The organism is Solibacillus sp. FSL R5-0691 (assembly GCF_037974225.1).
Taxonomy (GTDB): domain Bacteria; phylum Bacillota; class Bacilli; order Bacillales_A; family Planococcaceae; genus Solibacillus.
This window is the reverse complement of record NZ_CP150231.1, coordinates 592,158-609,969: the sequence shown is the minus strand read 5'-3', so window position 1 is coordinate 609,969 and position 17,812 is coordinate 592,158. Positions and strand designations below refer to the sequence as shown.

13 protein-coding genes are annotated in these 17,812 nt (G+C 39.5%); 1 reads left to right on the top strand and 12 read right to left on the bottom strand.

Features of this window, described 5'->3' with window-relative positions; genetic code table 11:
* Positions 1-229: 229 nt before the first annotated feature.
* Both MKY51_RS03005 and MKY51_RS03000 read right to left on the bottom strand, forming a co-directional pair.
* Positions 230-1,675, bottom strand: a complete 1,446-nt coding sequence (locus MKY51_RS03005; RefSeq protein WP_339175207.1) for a sensor domain-containing diguanylate cyclase — start codon at positions 1,673-1,675, stop codon at positions 230-232.
* A gap of 314 nt (positions 1,676-1,989) precedes the next feature.
* A complete protein-coding gene (locus tag MKY51_RS03000) occupies positions 1,990-5,523 on the bottom strand; it encodes a chitobiase/beta-hexosaminidase C-terminal domain-containing protein (protein WP_339175205.1) in 3,534 nt (1,177 codons plus the stop codon).
* A 456-nt stretch (positions 5,524-5,979) separates the two neighbouring features.
* Here MKY51_RS03000 and MKY51_RS02995 point away from each other — a divergent pair, with 456 nt between their 5' ends.
* Positions 5,980-6,870, top strand: a complete 891-nt coding sequence (locus tag MKY51_RS02995; protein ID WP_339176564.1) for a sulfurtransferase — start codon at positions 5,980-5,982, stop codon at positions 6,868-6,870.
* Positions 6,871-6,932: 62 nt separating this feature from the next.
* On the opposite strand, the gene MKY51_RS02990 is transcribed toward MKY51_RS02995, so the two are convergent.
* From MKY51_RS02990 to MKY51_RS02945, 10 genes are read right to left on the bottom strand one after another with little or no spacing between them, the layout of a single operon-like run.
* The gene (locus MKY51_RS02990; RefSeq protein WP_339175204.1) at positions 6,933-7,715 is read right to left on the bottom strand and encodes a 5-deoxy-glucuronate isomerase; all 783 of its coding nucleotides are present in this window, start codon (positions 7,713-7,715) and stop codon (positions 6,933-6,935) included.
* On the bottom strand, positions 7,708-8,553 hold the full coding sequence (locus MKY51_RS02985) for a ketose-bisphosphate aldolase (protein WP_339175203.1): 846 nt from the start codon (positions 8,551-8,553) through the stop codon (positions 7,708-7,710). The genes MKY51_RS02990 and MKY51_RS02985 overlap by 8 nt, the downstream gene beginning before the upstream one ends.
* An 11-nt stretch (positions 8,554-8,564) precedes the next feature.
* On the bottom strand, positions 8,565-9,446 hold the full coding sequence (gene iolE, locus MKY51_RS02980) for a myo-inosose-2 dehydratase (protein ID WP_339175201.1): 882 nt from the start codon (positions 9,444-9,446) through the stop codon (positions 8,565-8,567).
* 11 nt (positions 9,447-9,457) lie between these two features.
* Positions 9,458-11,368, bottom strand: a complete 1,911-nt coding sequence (gene iolD / locus MKY51_RS02975) for a 3D-(3,5/4)-trihydroxycyclohexane-1,2-dione acylhydrolase (decyclizing) (RefSeq protein WP_339175200.1) — start codon at positions 11,366-11,368, stop codon at positions 9,458-9,460.
* A gap of 14 nt (positions 11,369-11,382) precedes the next feature.
* The gene (locus MKY51_RS02970) at positions 11,383-12,849 is read right to left on the bottom strand and encodes a CoA-acylating methylmalonate-semialdehyde dehydrogenase (protein WP_339175198.1); all 1,467 of its coding nucleotides are present in this window, start codon (positions 12,847-12,849) and stop codon (positions 11,383-11,385) included.
* A 17-nt stretch (positions 12,850-12,866) separates the two neighbouring features.
* On the bottom strand, positions 12,867-13,850 hold the full coding sequence (iolC, locus tag MKY51_RS02965) for a 5-dehydro-2-deoxygluconokinase (protein WP_339175197.1): 984 nt from the start codon (positions 13,848-13,850) through the stop codon (positions 12,867-12,869).
* Positions 13,834-14,856, bottom strand: a complete 1,023-nt coding sequence (iolG, locus tag MKY51_RS02960; RefSeq protein ID WP_339175196.1) for an inositol 2-dehydrogenase — start codon at positions 14,854-14,856, stop codon at positions 13,834-13,836. The genes iolC and iolG overlap by 17 nt, the downstream gene beginning before the upstream one ends.
* On the bottom strand, positions 14,853-15,869 hold the full coding sequence (locus MKY51_RS02955; RefSeq protein WP_339175194.1) for a LacI family DNA-binding transcriptional regulator: 1,017 nt from the start codon (positions 15,867-15,869) through the stop codon (positions 14,853-14,855). Before MKY51_RS02955 ends, iolG begins: the two co-directional genes overlap by 4 nt.
* 18 nt (positions 15,870-15,887) lie before the next feature.
* Positions 15,888-16,859 carry a sugar ABC transporter substrate-binding protein gene (locus MKY51_RS02950; RefSeq protein WP_339175192.1) on the bottom strand — a complete coding sequence of 324 codons (972 nt, stop codon included), beginning with the start codon at positions 16,857-16,859 and terminating at the stop codon, positions 15,888-15,890.
* A 16-nt stretch (positions 16,860-16,875) separates the two neighbouring features.
* Complete coding sequence (locus MKY51_RS02945; RefSeq protein WP_251690049.1) at positions 16,876-17,766, bottom strand: ABC transporter permease; 891 nt, start codon at positions 17,764-17,766, stop codon at positions 16,876-16,878.
* Between the last annotated feature and the right edge of the window lie 46 nt (positions 17,767-17,812).

The following is a 17,812-nucleotide window of genomic DNA, read 5'->3' as shown; positions in this document are numbered from 1 at the left end:
GCATAAAAATAACTAGAACACAATAAGTTGCTTATAATACTTTATTTAATTTAGCATACCATTCTTTAGTGATTTATCAATTAACTGGAACCCCCTTTATAAATTTGAATAATTTTTACCACTCTTCTATACAGATTATTAATTCCTATAATATAAAAAAACTCCACACAGCAAACGCCATGTAGAGTAACCAGTAATTCATCATTATAAAAATAGAATTGGTATCAGATTATGCATTTGTTATTTCCACGCGGTTACGTCCATTTTCTTTTGCTTGATATAAAGCTTCATCCGCTTTTGCAATAATGTCTTTTAGTTCATCACCATGTAGCGGATAATTTGCAATACCAGCCGAAAATGTTAGAGGTTTCCCTTCAGGACTGATAATTTGCTGAACACTTGCCCGAAGCGATTCAACACGTTCATAAGCCTCTTCAATCGTTGTTTCTGTAAAGACAAGAATAAATTCTTCTCCCCCGTAACGACATGCCAAATCATCTTCTTGTAGCGATTCTTTTAATTTGCTTGCTAAAGCTTGCAGTACTTCATCTCCTGCAATATGCCCGTACGTATCATTAATAGCTTTAAACCAGTCCACGTCCAACATGACGAGCGTATAGTTTTTTTGCTGATCTGAAAACACTTTAACTCTCTTTTCAAAAGTATGGCGGTTCAATAGCTTAGTTAGTGAATCTATTGATGTTTCTTCTTTCAGTGTATTCACTTTACCATGTAAAACCGAAAAACTATGGATGAGTGCTTCTTGTATTTTATACACTTCGTAATACCATGCCCGGATTCCCTTCAGCTTTTTCATCTCTTGATCTTTCACACTGTTTTCCGAGATTTCCGCTATTTTTTCAAGGGGACGAACAATATGGCTGGCCAATAAAAATACGACAATTGTAGAAAATATAATGAAAGGTAAACCGATTTTAAATACACTTACCACTTGTTGCCCTACCATACTAAGTGCTTCATCATACGGTGTTTGGACAATAATCCCCCACCGTGTCGCTTCACTTTGGCTATAACCTGCGAGCATCGGCTGGTCAAATGCATTAACTGCTATCAACCCACCGTGTTTTTCTTTTAATAATTGAACAACTACCTCGCTAGTGGAAGCATCCATTCCTAATCTTGCTTTATTCGGATGATAAATAATTTTCCCTTGCGAATCGACAACATACACATAAGACCCATTTTCATAAGGGTGCTCACCTAAAATCGATTCAAAAATATTGGAATCATAAAGGTAGATAGTGCCGCTTAAAACCCCTTTAAATTCGCCAATTCCATCATAAATAGGCATTGAAATGACGATTACTTTACGTCCTGTCGGCGAAACATATGGATCCGAGATAAAAGGTTCATGCTTATTATAATTTTCCAGTCCCTTTATGGAGAGAACCTTCTTTCCAGCTTCACCAAGAGATTCCGGTGCATTCACCATAATATTGCCTTCCGCATCAACAATGAGAACAGAGCTGAATGTATCCCCTTGTAAATAAAGACGGTTTGCTACTTCCTGCAATTTATTTCTATTTTCAAAGTCATAGGCAAGCTCTGCTGCGCTATAATGCATCGTGTTTGATGAATTAATAATAAATTTATCGACTGTTTCCGCTAATTTCAGTGCGTATACCCGATTATTTTCCAGTGTCTGTTCTTGCATTAACTTCATATTCCCTTTGTAGCTGCTGTAAACACTGATAAGCGTTGAGAGTACAAAGGCAAGGGCAATGACTGATATGAATAAATATTTTAATTTAATGAAATTCCGTAGCGAAAACATTACAATCTCCCATTCCAAATATAGGCAGATATATTTGATTTAATATAATTGCTAGTATTATAACATAGCAGCACTAATCAGATAGCAGTTTATGGAACATATTTATGACAATCCTGTTAGGAATTTGGGATTTCACCCAGTAAAAAAGCACCACCAAATCAATTATCAGATTTGGCGATGCTCCTATCTAAAAATTATTTGAACTCAATTGAATCCGGTGTTGCCCCTTTTGTATACGTAATGTTCGCATCGGATGGAAGATTACGTATTTCTTTTACATTGTTGCCTTCAATAATGATCTTACTGATTTTTGTTCCTTTAAAATCAATAATTGCATTTCCTTTTTTCGGACTGATCGTCACCGTTTTATCTGCAAACCCTGTTCCGTGGAATTCCGCATATTCACTGAATACCGCAATACCATTTTTAATAGTAGTATTTTCACCTAATGTAAGTGAGATACTTGGACGGTTCATAATCAGCTTGCCTGTTTTATAGTTTTTATAATTGTACACATTTTCCGGCACGATCGGCTCCGGTGTTTCTTCTTTATCAGATTTCAAATCAATCTGAACTAATACCGGATCGTGGTCAGATGCACGGCCCTGCGCTTCAGTAAAGTTCGCATTAATATGAATCATATCAATTTCCGTTACTTCCGCAAGATTGTTGGAAACTAAAATATGGTCCAGTACTTGGTTGTTCCCTTGGAAGTAGTAACTGAAACGGTCTTCCACAGGTGCTTTGTCCACCATATTCGTTAAAACGTCACCTTTTAATGTTTCAAGAGCCGGTGTGAATTCAAAGTCATTCATATCACCAGCTACGACAATGTTTACGTCCGGATTTTTGGCAAGTCCTTCATCGATAAAGTCATTGATGACTTGTGCAAGCTCAATACGCTCTTTTTCAGAACCTAAAACCGGTGGCTGTGTTAGACCCCATAACGAATCGTCTCCGCCTTTAGAATTTAGATGTGCCCCGATAACGACAATGCGTTCTTCCTGGAATTCAAATTCTGCCGCAATCGGTTTACGTGTATCTTCAAACTTTGAAGGATTCACAAAACCTGGATTCAATGCAAGACTGCCTTCTTCTGTCCATTCATTCGCCTGAGTACCTGTTCCTCTTGTCCCGTCAACAAGTGAAACTCGTTCCGGGTTGTACAAGTACCCTACACGGATATTTCCGCCTGGCGCACCACCACTTGTATTATTAATCGGCATAACATCAACCCAGTCATACTGAGGACCACCCGCTAGTTGAATCTCATTAATTAATCGTAAGTAGCTTTCTGATGCATCAGCATTCCCTGAATCTGTTTGTCCGTCATTATCCTGTACTTCTACTAATGTAATAATATCCGGTGACTTCATGTTGTGTACAAATGTCGAAGCGATTTTTGCTGCTTTTTCGTCAGATGTATTGTCCGTGTTATTCGAAAAGTTTTCGATATTGTAAGATGCAAAGTTCAGCTTATCCGCTACCGGTTCAAGATGTGTTACTTCCTGCTGAATATTCGCCTTTGTTACTTCCGGGAAAACTTTATTCGTATTCAGTCTATAGCCATCTGAGAAATTTTCTACAAACCCGATCAGCGCATCATTAAAGCGATCGCCTGATTCATAGTTTTTCCCTGATACGCCTTCAAGCATAATCTTTTCTGGATTGTAATCATCGGCAGCAATATTTAGACCGCCATTAGCATTAAATGTATTGTTTGTTGTACTAGGTACGACGATTGGTGAATCATTGTTATACATTGGTCCTACTACTCTTGCATCCGGGAATGATACAAGCATATATTCGATTGACTCCCAGAAGTCGATTCCGTCTTCTTGCGGGTCAAAAATCGCAAAACTGTCATTATCAATAATTTTATTCGGTGGGATTAAATCTTCACCGATAACTAGTGTTTCAGGAATCGCAGCTGTACCTGTTTTTTCAACCTTATTAGCAGCAATTTGCGTATCTTTCAAACGCGTGTTGCCACCAGCCTCATTTACAGTACCCGTTACTTTCACTGCGTCTCCTACCATCACACCATGCGAAGACTTGTTCACTTTAATCGCAGTTGATTTAACTCCATCAAACGGTGTATTTTCCTGCATAATGAAATTCGAACCATCAATTACAAATGTAACAATTCCATCAACATCATTCACTTGTAATCCTGTATAAGGCGAAGTATGACTTGCTCCTTGAATTTCACTGATCGTCGCATTTTCCAGATTAATGATTTCATAAACGAATGTTGCAACCGCACTGCCCGTTAAGCCTTCTTTAACGCCAATAGCTTTAATCGTCATCCGGTCATTGATTGTAATAGGTTCCGTATATACTGTACTTGCTGTAGTAGGTAGTGAACCATCCACTGTGTAATAAATTTTCGCACCTTCAGTAAGTGTAGATAGTGTTACACTTGTGCCGGCTGTTACGTAGCCTGAATGTGAAGCTTGAATATCCTGTACTTTGGTTGTATCTTCAATAATACGGATTGGAAGAAGCTGATGGTTAGTAAACTGACCAACAATCCCTGTAATTTCTCCGTACGTTTTTCCACTTACTAAACCTGAATCTCTTAATTTATCATAAATTGCAAATGTACCGGCTACATCTGAACCTGTAAAGTTTTGTCCCGAACCAGTAATCGCTACATCTTTTAAAGTTACTAATCGCGATTCATTACTTTCTGAAATACCTTCACTTGTTACAACTTGAGGCTCTGGTAATGTCGCAGCTGATTTACTAATAAGAGAAATCTTCGTTAGCTGTTTAAGCCCGCTGTATTCATCAACTTTCCCTTGAACCGTAACAAGCTCTCCTACATTTGCTGTAAGACTGTCCGCAGGGTAAATTGCAATCGCTGCACCCGTTTCATCCTGGATATGTGCTGTCGCTGTTTCCAGTTTTGCTGTGACAATACCTGAAACGATTACTTCATCGCCGATAGCTTTATTGCGTGCTTCTTCAATAGAGATGGCTGTTGGTGCTGTTTTGATTGTATAAGCAAATGTAGCAACTTCGCTATCGTCCAAGTCTGCTGCTGTTGCAAATGCTTTAATCGTTGTTGGTTCATTGATTACAATATCTGTTGATGCATCATAAACCATACTTTCTGTTGTCGGTTCAGTACCATCTGTTGTGTAATAAATCGTTGCATCTGTTGTAGCCGTTGACAAAGTTACTTTTGTTCCTTCATAAACTTCTCCGGCTATTGGGGAAGCTTTTACAGTAGCTACCTGTGTTGGTTCTTCTGGATTGGATGTATCATCAACAAATTGAATGAGCGTAATAGGTGATTTTAAACCTGCATGGTTACCAAAGTATTTTTCCAGCGAACCTGTAATTACTACTTTTTTGCCAAGGTTGCCAGGATTCGATTTCAATCCAAATTCAGCTCTAATTGAAGCGGGTGAACTTGGTAATTGAATGTAAAGCATTTTTGCTAAGTCTGTTTCTTCTGGCGTATCCGCTATGGCAATATTCGTATCAGTTTCTGCTTCTTTTAGAACAGAAGTTTCGCTTTTCACAAACCCTACTATATAACCCTCTACTGTTACACCAGGTATAACTGAAGTAGGATTAAACTGACTGATCGCATCTCCAACCCCAATAGCACCTGTTGTCTCTGCCTTCGCAACTGCAAAGTGAGGCAATATCATCGAAATTACAAGTAAAAATGACAAAGCAATTTTGGAAACGAAATGGAATCCACTATTTTTCATTTGTTTAGCTCCTTATAAATTTTTATATCTCAAAAAAAAGCAAACCCTTCTTTATTTAATTAGCGGATTTGCCTTGGGAGATTAAATAGATTTTTACTAACTTTCAAAAATTTCTATTATAAAGGAATACTTATTTTTCGCTTAATAGTTGAATATGAAAGTTATATTTATCCAATATTTTAATTTTATTAAATTTCAGAAATATCTAATAGAGTAATTTCTCCTATTATATTAATTAGGGTCTTATTTCTCATCAATAATATCTGCTTCGTCTATCGATAATTCTACTTATCCCATTAAATTTCTAGTATCACTACTATCAGAGCTAGCTCATCTACCTTATGTTAGTTTTATCAATTTACCAAAGCAGTAAATAGAACTCACTAATAATTTGTGCTAAAGTAAATTTTATACAGAGTAATTCAGTAAGAATAATACAGAAGGAGCTTGATAATGATGAGAAATATTCCATATGTAGTGGATGGTGAGTGGTTACAGGCACGACTGAATGACCCGAACTTACGTTTAATCGATGCATCAACATTCTTAAAAATTCCTGAAGGTGAAGGATTTCCAGAACTATGGTCCGGCTTTGAGGCATATAAAGAAGAACATATTCCGGGAGCGGCTTATGCTGATTTACTGAAAGACTTCACTAATCCTGAAGGAAAGGCACCATTTACAATTGCAACACGAGAGCAATTCCTGAAAGCTGTGGAACCTTTAGGAATTACCGAAGAAACGTATGTAGTTATTTATGACCGCGGCCCATTAGTAAACGTTGATATATTAGCATCCGACTGGTCAGCACGTTTACGCTGGCAGTTAAAATATGAAGGCTTTGATAATGTAGCTGTACTCGACGGCGGATTCCGCAAGTGGAAGCTTGATGGACGTCCAACTGAATCAGGAATCTCCAACTATGAACCTGCGCCATTTCCAGGAGAACGCCGTGAGCATCTGATCGTATCAAAAGAAGAGGTAAAAGCAGCTTTAGAGGATGAAAATATTGTATTGATCAACAGTTTGTCAGAAGCAGACTTCCGAGGTGAAACAACAACATACCCGCGCCCTGGCCATATTCCAGGAAGCAAGCATGCCTTTTTCGGATCTCATTCAAATCCGGAAACACGTTTACTGAACGATGATGCTACATTACGCGCTACGTTTGAAAAATTAGGTGCACTAGATCCAAATAAAAAGGTAATTACTTATTGCGGTGGCGGAATTGCTGCAACATGGAACGCATTATTGCTCAATAAATTAGGACAAGAGAATGTGGCAGTTTATGATGGGTCGTTAAATGAGTGGGCTGCTGATGAGAGCTGTCCATTGGTGACAGTTTAAAAACGTCTATAAAAAATAAGCTCCAGATTTTTTTAAGATGATCTGGACCTTACTTTTTTATTTTATTTTTTATTAGGCCAGATTGATGGTTGTTCTTCCAATAACCATTTATGCTCATCTACGAAAATTCTTTCTGTCCATGGTTTATTCTCTAAATGACGAATCATCCAACAAAAATACATTGCATAGCCTGGTGCTGTCGATTGAGGATGGTCTAAGTTACCTGGTATGGTAATAAAACTATGATCTTCAATTCTGTAGGCCTCTTCACCGACCATCGCACAACCAAATCCTTGAGGCCGGTCAAAGCGATAATAATAGACTTCTGGTTGCTGATGTACATGTGGCGGATAGCTGGACCATTTTCCAGGATGTGAAATTACTTCACCTATGACAAGATTAGAGTATGGCGCGTTTGTGTAATCAAAAATTGTTCGAATTGTTCGGAATGCTGTGTTATTCCAGACATCTGCTCCAGCATCCTCGCTCTGGCATTCCTCAGGTTTATAGAGGTAGGAATCAAACTTCGATGGATTATCAGTTTTTTGTACAAGTACTTGACTGTCTTCAATAGCATTCACAATTACAAGAGTACCTTTACTCACATGAAGACAATGAGGTTCTTCATCAAATAAACTTTGTCGTTTTACAATTATTTGTTGCGTTTCCCACTGAAGTTCAACATGTGCTTCTAAGGGCAATACAGCCATCTCGCATAATTCATCCTGCAATGTGACCGATTCCCCCGCTTTTAAATGGTAAATTCCAATATCCATCAAGGAATCTGGATTGGACCTTTCCGTTAAGGCGATGTATCCAAAATCCTGTGTTAATTTTTTATACATACTGAACCCTCCCGGCACTTCTGAACATATGGATATGCTTTTCCACATTTTCTGCAGAACCATCTATTAAAGCATTATGTAGCTCGTAATAGTCTTGCATTGGTTCAAGTTCCTTTACTTTTTGTAAAGCTGCATGAAATGTGGATGTGGCTACATTAATTTTAGCAACGCCTTGTTCAATTGCTACATGAAAATCTTGCTCCGTCAATCCTGAACCACCATGTAGTACAAACGGATACTGCAAAGCCTGTTGCAATATTTCCAAATGATCAAAACGAATTTGTGTAGTACTTTTATAAAAGCCGTGACTATTGCCGATTGCAACAGCCAATACATCTACATCTACTTGGTTCAGAAACAGCTTCGCTTCATGCAAAGCCGTTAATTGTGCTTCAATATCTTCCGAACCATCTTCTGAACCGCCCACTTTTCCAATCTCCGCTTCAAATGACGCTGAATATTGGCGTGCCATTCGAGAAATTTTTTGTGACTTGGCGATATTCTCTTCAATAGGAAACATGGAGCCGTCAAACATTACGGAAGTAAACCCTAACTCCAATGCCTGCTTTATAACAGGTTCAGTTAATCCATGATCAAGGTGTACAGCTATCGGTACAGCTGCTTCTTTGGCTGCTTGTACCATGGCTGGCCCTATAATATGGAGAGGAGTTTGCTTTAACCGTACTTCTGCAATTTGTAGAATAATTGGGGCATTAGTACGCTCTGCCGCCTGAATGGCACCATTAATCATTTCTGTAGAGGCAACACTAAATGCGCCAATTGCATAGCCATTTTGATAAGCCTTGTCTGTCAGCTCTTTTACTGTTACAAGTGTCATCTATTCTTCACCTACCATCCTGCGTGTTCATGGATAAACTGTCTTGCATTTTTAGCATAGATCAGGGGATTCGCCTTAGCCGGGTCTTGCTCCGCCTCCACAATTATCCATCCTGAATAATCACTTTGCTTGATCAATTCGAAGATTGGGGTAAAATTTATCTTTCCATCCCCGGGGATTGTGAAGACCCCTGCTTTTACTGCCTCCAGGAAACTTAGTTCCTGCTGTTCCACCTGTACCAGTATTTCTTCACGTACATCTTTTAAATGGATGTGCACAATTCGGTCCATATATTTGTTCAATACTTCATAAATGTCCTCGCGTGCAAAATATAAATGGCCGCAATCATAAAGTAGCGATACCTTTTGAGAATCTGAATGATCCATTAAGCGTGCTATATCCCTGTTTGTCTGAATACCTGTGCCCATGTGGGGATGATAGGCAATTTTCATGCCTTTCTCTGCAGCTAAATCTCCGAGCTTCTCCAATCCATCTATCAATAAGTTCCACTCTTTTTCTGTAAATACAGGCTGGTTTGCAGTGACTGCAATCGATGGATTTCCCTGAATGCTATTACCCTGCTCAGATACAACAATTACTTTGGCTCCCATCGCATGCAAAAAGTCTCGGTGTTCAATAAATGCCTGTGCCGAATCTTCATACGGCTTTGTTGTTAAATAGCTGCTAAACCAAGCGGCCGCAACTTGCAAATTTCGTGGTATTAAATAATGCCGCAATTCTTCCGGGTCACGCGGAAATTTATTGCCGACTTCACAACCCTTAAATCCGGCCAACGACATTTCGCTGATACATTGTTCAAATGTAATATGGCCGCCCAGCTCAGGTAAATCATCATTTGTCCAACCAATTGGCGCAATACCCAATTCAATCATCTACTACCCTCCTAGTAACTTCTTGCCATCAATTTCTGTTGCGCATTATTTTCGTAGGCTTGCTGAATACTTTCCGACTTTGTTACTTCAGCTACTCCAACATGCCACCAAGCGTCATAACCATCGGACATTGTTTTAGGCAGCACTTTTATATCAATCAGTGTGCTGACATTGCTTTTTCTGCTTTCTGCTATTGCACTCTCCAGCTGTTCCAACGTGTGTACCGTAAACGTTTTAGCCCCATAGCCTTCTGCAATTTTTGCATAATCAATCGCCATAACAGACCCTTGATGATCATTTCCTTCACGGTAGCGAAACTCTGTTTTATAGCTCGGCATACCATTACCCATTTGCAGATTGTTAATACAGCCAAACCCGGCATTATCAAACAGTAAAATATTGATTTTTTTCTGTTCCTGCAGGGAGGTTACAAACTCTGAATGCAACATTTGAAAACTGCCATCTCCAACCATTGCATATACTTCCTGTTCAGGGCTGGAAATTTTCGCACCAAGTGCTGCAGCCACTTCATATCCCATACAAGAATAGCCGTATTCCATATGATACGTATTTGGGGCATTTGTTTTCCATAAACGTTGCATGTCCCCAGGTAAACTACCAGCTGCGCCCACGACAATCGCGTCTTTCTCTACTTTTTCATTGATCAGCATAAAAGCACTCGTCTGCGTCATAGTTGTCTGCAGTGTGTCGATATAATCCGGTACCTGTTCATCCAACTGACCAGCAATCTCTAGCTGTCCACCAATCTGATACGTCTGATTTTTTAAACGCTGCAGTTCTTGCTCCCATTGCCCTTTATAAATATCAAGCTGCTCATGCTGGGCGGTATATCCTTCCAACAATTGCCCGAGCTTCTTGATCGCCAGTTTCGCATCCGCAATGACCGGAATTGCATCCAGTTTTTGCGCATGGAATGGTGAAGCATTAATCGCAATGAGTGGTGTTTGACCTACTAGTGATTTAGAGCCCGTTGTAAAATCGGTAAAGCGTGTACCGATTCCTATAATTAAATCCGCTTCTTTTGCAAGGGTATTGGCTACACTGTTCCCTGTAACGCCGATTCCACCAACATTCAAACGTTCCGATGAGACAATGGCACTTTTTCCAGCCTGTGTTTCAGCTACCGGGATTTGATGCGCCTTTGCAAAAGCCAATAATTCGTTACCAGCCTCTGCATACCGGACACCGCCTCCAGCAATGATTAGCGGTTTTTTGCTTTGACGGATCATTTCAGCGATTTGCTCCAATTGATGTTGCGCTGGTATGCGCTGGTCAATTACGTGAACCCGCTTTTCAAAGAAGCTCGCCGGAAAATCCCATGCTTCTGCTTGCACATCTTGCGGTAAACAAATCGTTACTGCCCCTGTATCTTCAACCGATGTCAATACTCGAAACGCATTAATCATTGCCGACATCAGCTGCTCGGGACGTGTAACCCGATCCCAGTATTTACTTACAGCACGAAATGCATCATTTGTTGAAATCGATAAATCGTATGTCTGTTCAATTTGCTGCAGGACCGGATCTGGCTGTCTTGTTGCAAAGACATCACCCGGTAAAAGTAATAACGGAATTTGGTTTGCTGTCGCTGTTGCTGCAGCTGTCACCATGTTAGCCGCTCCCGGACCAACAGATGAAGTACATGCCATTATCTGTTTACGTAATGCCTGCTTTGCAAATCCTGTTGCAACATGTGCCATGCCCTGTTCATTACGACCTTGGTAAACTACCAGTTCTCCCGGATCTTCAGCAAGTGCCTGACCTAAGCCAAGCACATTACCGTGTCCAAAAATCGTGAAAATACCATGTACGAAACGTTGCTCTTTTTGTTCAAAAGAAATATACTGTGCGTTCAAAAATTTGACGACCGCTTGTGCAGTAGTTAAACGAATTGTTTCCATTTATCTTCACCTCATTAATCTATAAATCTTGCTGTCACCATCTTTTTACGTGTATAAAATTCTACGCCGTCTTTACCATTCGCATGTAAGTCTCCATAGAATGAATTTTTATATCCAGAGAACGGGAAGAATGCCATTGGTGCAGGTACACCTACATTGATTCCTAACATCCCTGCATCGATTTTTTCACGGAACTCACGAATAGCTAATGCACTATTTGTATATAAGCAAGCTCCATTGGCTAATGTACTCCCATTCGCTACTTCAATTGCATGAGCCAGGTCTTTTACTCGAACAATCGATAATACTGGGGCAAAGATTTCTTCTTTCCAAATGTCCATCTCTTGTCCAACATGATCAAAAATTGTTGGTCCCAAGAAGTAACCTTCTCCTGCCGCTTCTTTGTCTTCGCGTCCATCTCTGACAACTGTTGCACCTTGAGCGATACCTGATTCAATAAATCCAAGTGTACGCTCTTTAGCCTGCTCACGAATAATCGGTCCTAAAAACACACCGTCTTCAATCCCGTTTCCAATTTTAATAGCATCTGCTTTTTCTTTTAATTTCGCTACAAATTCATCCGCAATACTTTCTTCTACCGCAACAACCGCTGCTGCCATACAACGTTCCCCTGCAGAACCGAATGCAGCATTTGTAATTTCATTTGCTGCGAAATCCAGATTTGCATCCTTTAATACTACGGAGTGATTCTTAGCTCCTGCCAAAGCTTGCACGCGTTTTAAGTTTGCAGCTCCAGTTTTGTATACATATTCAGCAACAGGCTGAGATCCTACGAATGAAATCGCTTTTACTGATTTATGTTCCAGTAAACCGTTCACTACATCATGCGCACCGTTTAAAATGGAGAACACACCGTCCGGTAATCCGGCTTCTTTTAATAGTTCAGCTAAGCGGCTTGCTAATAATGGTGTACGCTCCGAAGGTTTTAAAACAAATGTATTACCGCAAGCAATCGCTAACGGAAACATCCAGCAAGGAACCATCATCGGGAAATTGAAAGGCGTAATTCCGCCGACAACCCCAATTGGATAGCGGTACATACCTGATTCAATATTAGAAGCGATATCCGGTAATTGTGATCCCATCATTAATGTTGGGGCTCCAGCAGCAAACTCGACACATTCAATTCCACGCTGTACTTCACCGTAAGCTTCAGAATACGACTTACCGTTTTCCAATGTTACTAGCTTCGCTAATTCTTCCCAGTTATCCACTAATAATTGCTGATATTTGAATAGTACACGCGCACGTTTTGGTACTGGTGTTCTTGACCAGTTTTCATATGCAATTTCTGCTGTTGAAACAGCCAGTTCGACATCCTCTTTTGAAGAAAGCGCTACACGGGCAATTACTTCTCCTGTAGCTGGATTGAATACATCTTCGTACTGATCACTTTTTGGCGCAACCCACTCACCGTTAATATAGTTACCAATTTGTTGAATATTCTGTGAAATTTGCATGTAAATGCCCCCTAGTTTTATTTAATATACGTTCCTTGCATAATTTTACTTTCCAATTCTTCTAATGTTGGCATTGCATCAGAGCAGCTATGTTTTGAGATTACAATCGATGCTGAAGCACTTCCATATTTCATGCTGTCCTCTAACGAACCACCTTGTAAATACTGATACAGAAACGCCGAGGCATAAGAATCTCCTGCCCCAAATGTCTTTAATACAGCGGTCTCATAAATCCCACTTTGCACTTTCTCTCCGTCTTTGCTATAAGCAATAGAGCCTTTACCGCCATGCTTAATAATGACAACATCCGCACTATAATCAAACCACTTCTGTGCTGTCACTTCATCCTCATGACTTTCCTGTAATAAAGCTTCCATCATATCGAATTCTTCACGTGTCCCTATGATTAAATGACACTTTTCAGCTACTAAATTATAATAGACAGCCGTTTCTCTATCAGACTCCCAAGTATATGAGCGGTAATCTAAATCAAAGACGACTTTCGTATCATATTTTTTCGCATAATCTAGTGCTACAAAGACCGCCTCACGCGAAGGGCTTTTTGCTAACGCTGTACCCGATACAAGTAACCACTTACTTTGCGCAATTAGCTCTTCATTTATCTCTGATGAATTTAAAAGTAAATCTGCCACATTGTCACGGTACATTAAAATACTGCACTCACTAGGACTAATTATTTCTGTAAAAGCAAGGCCGGTTACAGCACCTGTATGATCGGTCACAATACCTGTAGTATCAATGCCTTCTTCAATAAAATACTGATGGATGAAGCGTCCCATTTGATCATTGGCTAATTTACCTATAAAACCAACTTTCATTCCTAATCTTGCTAATCCAATAGCAATATTAGCCGGTGAACCGCCTACATATTTTGTAAATGTCATTGTCTGCTCCATCGGTCTATGAATCTCATTGGCATTCAGATCTATGCATGCCCGACCGATTGCCACGAGATCTGTTGTTTTATTTATTGGTAACATGTTCTTCACTTCCTCTCAAGGAAACCGCTTTCCTAAATTGTAAAGACTCTTTGCAAGCCTCTGCAATAAGTTCGGCTGCATACCCATCCTCTCCACTACAAACGACGGGAAGCCCCATCATAATTGTTCTGTAAAATTCCAGCATTTCATCAATATAGGCTTGTGAATAACGTTCCAAAAAGAAATGGTATGGTTTTTCCGCTTCAATCCCATTTGCCGTCAGCTTAGTTACATTATTTGGACGGTTATTTTCCACATTAAGTGCTCCATCCGCCCCAAAAACTTCTAAGCGCTGATCGTATCCATAGGCAGATTTACGACTATTTTCAATTATGCCAATTGCGCCATTTTCAAATGTCAACAGCACCATTGCAGTATCAATATCACCGTATTCTGCAATTTGTTCATCTATTAAAGTAGTTCCTTTAACAAATACTTCCACAATCTCAGATTGCACAATGTAACGTGCCATATCGAAGTCATGGATCATCATATCCATAAACAGTCCACCAGATGTCTTAATATAATCAATCGGTGGCGGATGGGGATCACGAGAAGTAATTCTTAAAGTATGCACTCGACCGATTTCTCCTCGTTCAACTTTTTCTCTTACTGTTCTAAAGTTCTGATCAAAACGTCGATTAAACCCTACTTGTAATATAACCCCTTGCTCTTCCACTATCTGCAAAGCTTCCTTTGTTTCCTGTGCGGAGAAGCTAATCGGCTTTTCACAAAAAATATGTTTTTTTGCCAATGCTGCTTGTTTAATCAGATCGGCATGTGTAGAAGTTGGGCTGCAGATCAAAACTGCATCTATCTCTGAATCATTGATAATATCTAATGGATTATCCGTGATTACATCAATCTCATTAGTTTTTGCCCACTGACTAATCAAGTCTTTCTGAACGTCGGCAATTGCCTTTATTCGGATACCGGGAATACGCTTTAAATTGTTAACATGCAACTGCCCTATTCTACCCGCTCCAATAACTCCCACTGTTATCATACTGTTTTAACCTCCAGTTTTTTCACCGTAGCACGTTCAATTAATTTAGGTTCAAAATAAGTTAACTGAAATGGTGATGTAATCTTTTCTTCAATTATGTCTATTAAGGATTCAACCGCTAACCGCCCCATTGCGTTGACTGGTTGAGCGATGGTAGTCAGCTGCGGGTGATAAAGCTGCGCAAAAATTGTATTATCAAAGCCGATAACCGAGAGATCCTCAGGAACACGAATGCCCATTTGCTGTGCAATGTTCATTAAGATCACTGCTACAATATCCGTTGTCACAAATATTGCCGAAGGAAGATTATCCTGCTTTAATAGCTGCTTTACCATTTCAATTGCATCTTCATATTCTGTATCTGAATGATAAATTACGGAATCGTCCAATTCATGTCCCATTTGAGCAAAATAAGCTCTAAAACCGGCTATCCTTTGTTGCTCACTATGTCTGCTCTTTTCACCTATAATCCAAATATTACGGTGTCCATTTTCATATAAATAAGCTGCTGCTTTTTGACCGCCTTTATAATTGTCTGTTGAAATACTTAGCATTTTTTCAGAATCGTTAAAAGCTGAAAACTTTACTATTGGTACATTTCTTATATTTAATTCCATCAATACTTCATTGGAAATCTGCTCTGTTGCAATAATCATACCGTCTACTTGTTGTCGCAGTAAAAGTTGAATATTCTGTATTTCAAGTTCAACATCATTGTACGTACTGCAAACCATCATTGTATAACCAGACTCATGTGCATACTTTTCAATAATTCGTGTAACTTCTCCAAAGAACGGATTGGCTATATTTGGCACGATGATGCCTAATGTGTAAGTTCTCTTGCTAGTTAAAGCAGAAGCAATTGTACTAGGCTGGTAATTCAGCTTTCTCATCACTTCATTCACATGCTTAATTGTTTTCTCACTAATCCGGCCGGTACCATTTACTACTTTAGAAACAGTGGCGATTGAAACACCCGCCTCTTTTGCTACGTCATAAATTGTACTTCCCATAGCCAACACACCCTTTTCTTACTTTGAAATTGATTTTAAGAAGTCCATAAATTCCTGGGCTGAATCTGCTATTACAATTTCAATCCCTGAATCAATACGCTCCTCAACCTTTTCACCGTTGATTGCTTTTATTGCATTGGATACTCCTTCATATCCCATATTGTACGGACTTTGAGCGACTGTACCTGTTAAGCCGCCATCTAATATCGATTGTACCGCTTCTTCCGTTCCATCGGTACCAAAGATCTTGACATCTAATTTTTTTGCTTGTACCGCACGTAAAACGCCTAATGCCATATCATCATTTGCTGAAAATACAGCTTTAATATCACCATGTTTTTCGAGAATATTTTCCATTACGGACATTGCTTCTGATTTATCAGAGTTTGCAGGTTGCTCTGCAACAATCTCCATACCAGCTTTTTGTAATGCCTCTTTAGCACCTTTAATGCGATCATCTGTGGAAGGATTTCCTAATGCACCTGAAATCAATGCTACTTTATCTCCTTCTTTCAGCAATGCTGCCAATGCAGTTCCACCTTCAAAACCTGCCGTATAATTATCTGTTCCGATAAATGTAACTTTACCCTCAAAATCAGCATCTGTATCAATTAATAACACTGGAATATCATTTCTTGACGCATCTTTTACTACATTAATAATTGTATCTGGCTGCGTTGGAGATAATAAAATGGCACTTGGATTTTGACTAATTTGGTCTTCCAGCATATTTACTTGTTCCAATACTTCTGCTTCAGAAGATGGACCAACAACAGTTACATCCACACCCAATTCCTGACCAGCTTTTTTCGCACCAGCTTCAACATATTTCCAATAGGGACTTGATAATGTTTTCAAAACTACTGCTACACTGGCATCAGAACTTGAACCTGAAGCCCCTTTTACTTCACCTGACGATTCATCTGACCCACAAGCTGTAAGGACACCGACAACCAATACGATAAGTAATAACCAACTGAATTTCTTCATAATAGCACTCCCTTTTTTAAGATGATTTTGATTTACGTTGACGAAGTACATCAACAAATACGGCAGCAATGATTACAATACCAATAACGGCCATTTGGAAATCTGCAGAAACATTCAGTAAATTCAAACCATTCCGTAATACGGCAATGATAAACACCCCTACTAAAGTGCCCCATACTGTTCCAACACCGCCGAAGAAACTTGCTCCACCAATAATTACAGCAGCAATAGCATCCAATTCATAGCCCGATCCAGCTAAAGGAAAGGCAGAATTAACACGTCCTACCATCATTAATCCAGCTAATCCAGCCATTAATCCGCTTAATGTATAAACAATAATTAGCACTCGGTCGACATTAATTCCTGAAAGTCTCGCCGCTTCCTTATTGCCGCCAATTGCATAAATGTAGCGTCCGGTTTGTGATCTCGTTAAAAACACATGGAACAGACAATAGAATATGATTACTACTACGAAACTTACTGGAATTGGCCCCACATATTCACTTCCAAAGTATTGAATTAAAAATGGGAAACCTGCAATTGGAGCTGCACCAGTAATAATTAATGCTAGTCCTCTAGCAATATTCATCGTTCCCAACGTTGAGATAAACGGGTGTGGCAGACGCAGCTTCGTTAACAACACACCATTTAATAGTCCGAACCCGGCACCGACAAGTAAACAAACTAGAATCCCTAAAATAGGATGCATCCCCATCGTGACCGAAACTAACCCCATCGACATAATCGAAATAGCCAAAATAGAGCCGACAGATAAATCAATTCCTGCCGTTAAAATTGGCAGCAGCATTCCTAGTGCAAGTAATGCATTTACAGTTGACTGTCTTGCAATATTCATTAAGTTATTTACTGTTAAAAATTTATCCGACAACGTTGTTAGGACAATCATTAATAGAATAAGCGCTAGTAAAGATCCAAACTTCCCCAATAAACCT

Bases quoted from the DNA above. Each gene is read 5' to 3' on its own strand.
- MKY51_RS03005 (WP_339175207.1), bottom strand. From the start codon at position 1,675: ATGCAAGAACAGACACTGGAAAATAATCGGGTATACGCACTGAAATTA.
- MKY51_RS03000 (WP_339175205.1), bottom strand. From the start codon at position 5,523: ATGAAAAATAGTGGATTCCATTTCGTTTCCAAAATTGCTTTGTCATTT.
- MKY51_RS02995 (WP_339176564.1), top strand. From the start codon at position 5,980: ATGAGAAATATTCCATATGTAGTGGATGGTGAGTGGTTACAGGCACGA.
- MKY51_RS02990 (WP_339175204.1), bottom strand. From the start codon at position 7,715: ATGTATAAAAAATTAACACAGGATTTTGGATACATCGCCTTAACGGAA.
- MKY51_RS02985 (WP_339175203.1), bottom strand. From the start codon at position 8,553: ATGACACTTGTAACAGTAAAAGAGCTGACAGACAAGGCTTATCAAAAT.
- iolE (WP_339175201.1), bottom strand. From the start codon at position 9,446: ATGATTGAATTGGGTATTGCGCCAATTGGTTGGACAAATGATGATTTA.
- iolD (WP_339175200.1), bottom strand. From the start codon at position 11,368: ATGGAAACAATTCGTTTAACTACTGCACAAGCGGTCGTCAAATTTTTG.
- MKY51_RS02970 (WP_339175198.1), bottom strand. From the start codon at position 12,849: ATGCAAATTTCACAGAATATTCAACAAATTGGTAACTATATTAACGGT.
- iolC (WP_339175197.1), bottom strand. From the start codon at position 13,850: ATGTTACCAATAAATAAAACAACAGATCTCGTGGCAATCGGTCGGGCA.
- iolG (WP_339175196.1), bottom strand. From the start codon at position 14,856: ATGATAACAGTGGGAGTTATTGGAGCGGGTAGAATAGGGCAGTTGCAT.
- MKY51_RS02955 (WP_339175194.1), bottom strand. From the start codon at position 15,869: ATGGGAAGTACAATTTATGACGTAGCAAAAGAGGCGGGTGTTTCAATC.
- MKY51_RS02950 (WP_339175192.1), bottom strand. From the start codon at position 16,859: ATGAAGAAATTCAGTTGGTTATTACTTATCGTATTGGTTGTCGGTGTC.
- MKY51_RS02945 (WP_251690049.1), bottom strand. From the start codon at position 17,766: ATGATTGTCCTAACAACGTTGTCGGATAAATTTTTAACAGTAAATAAC.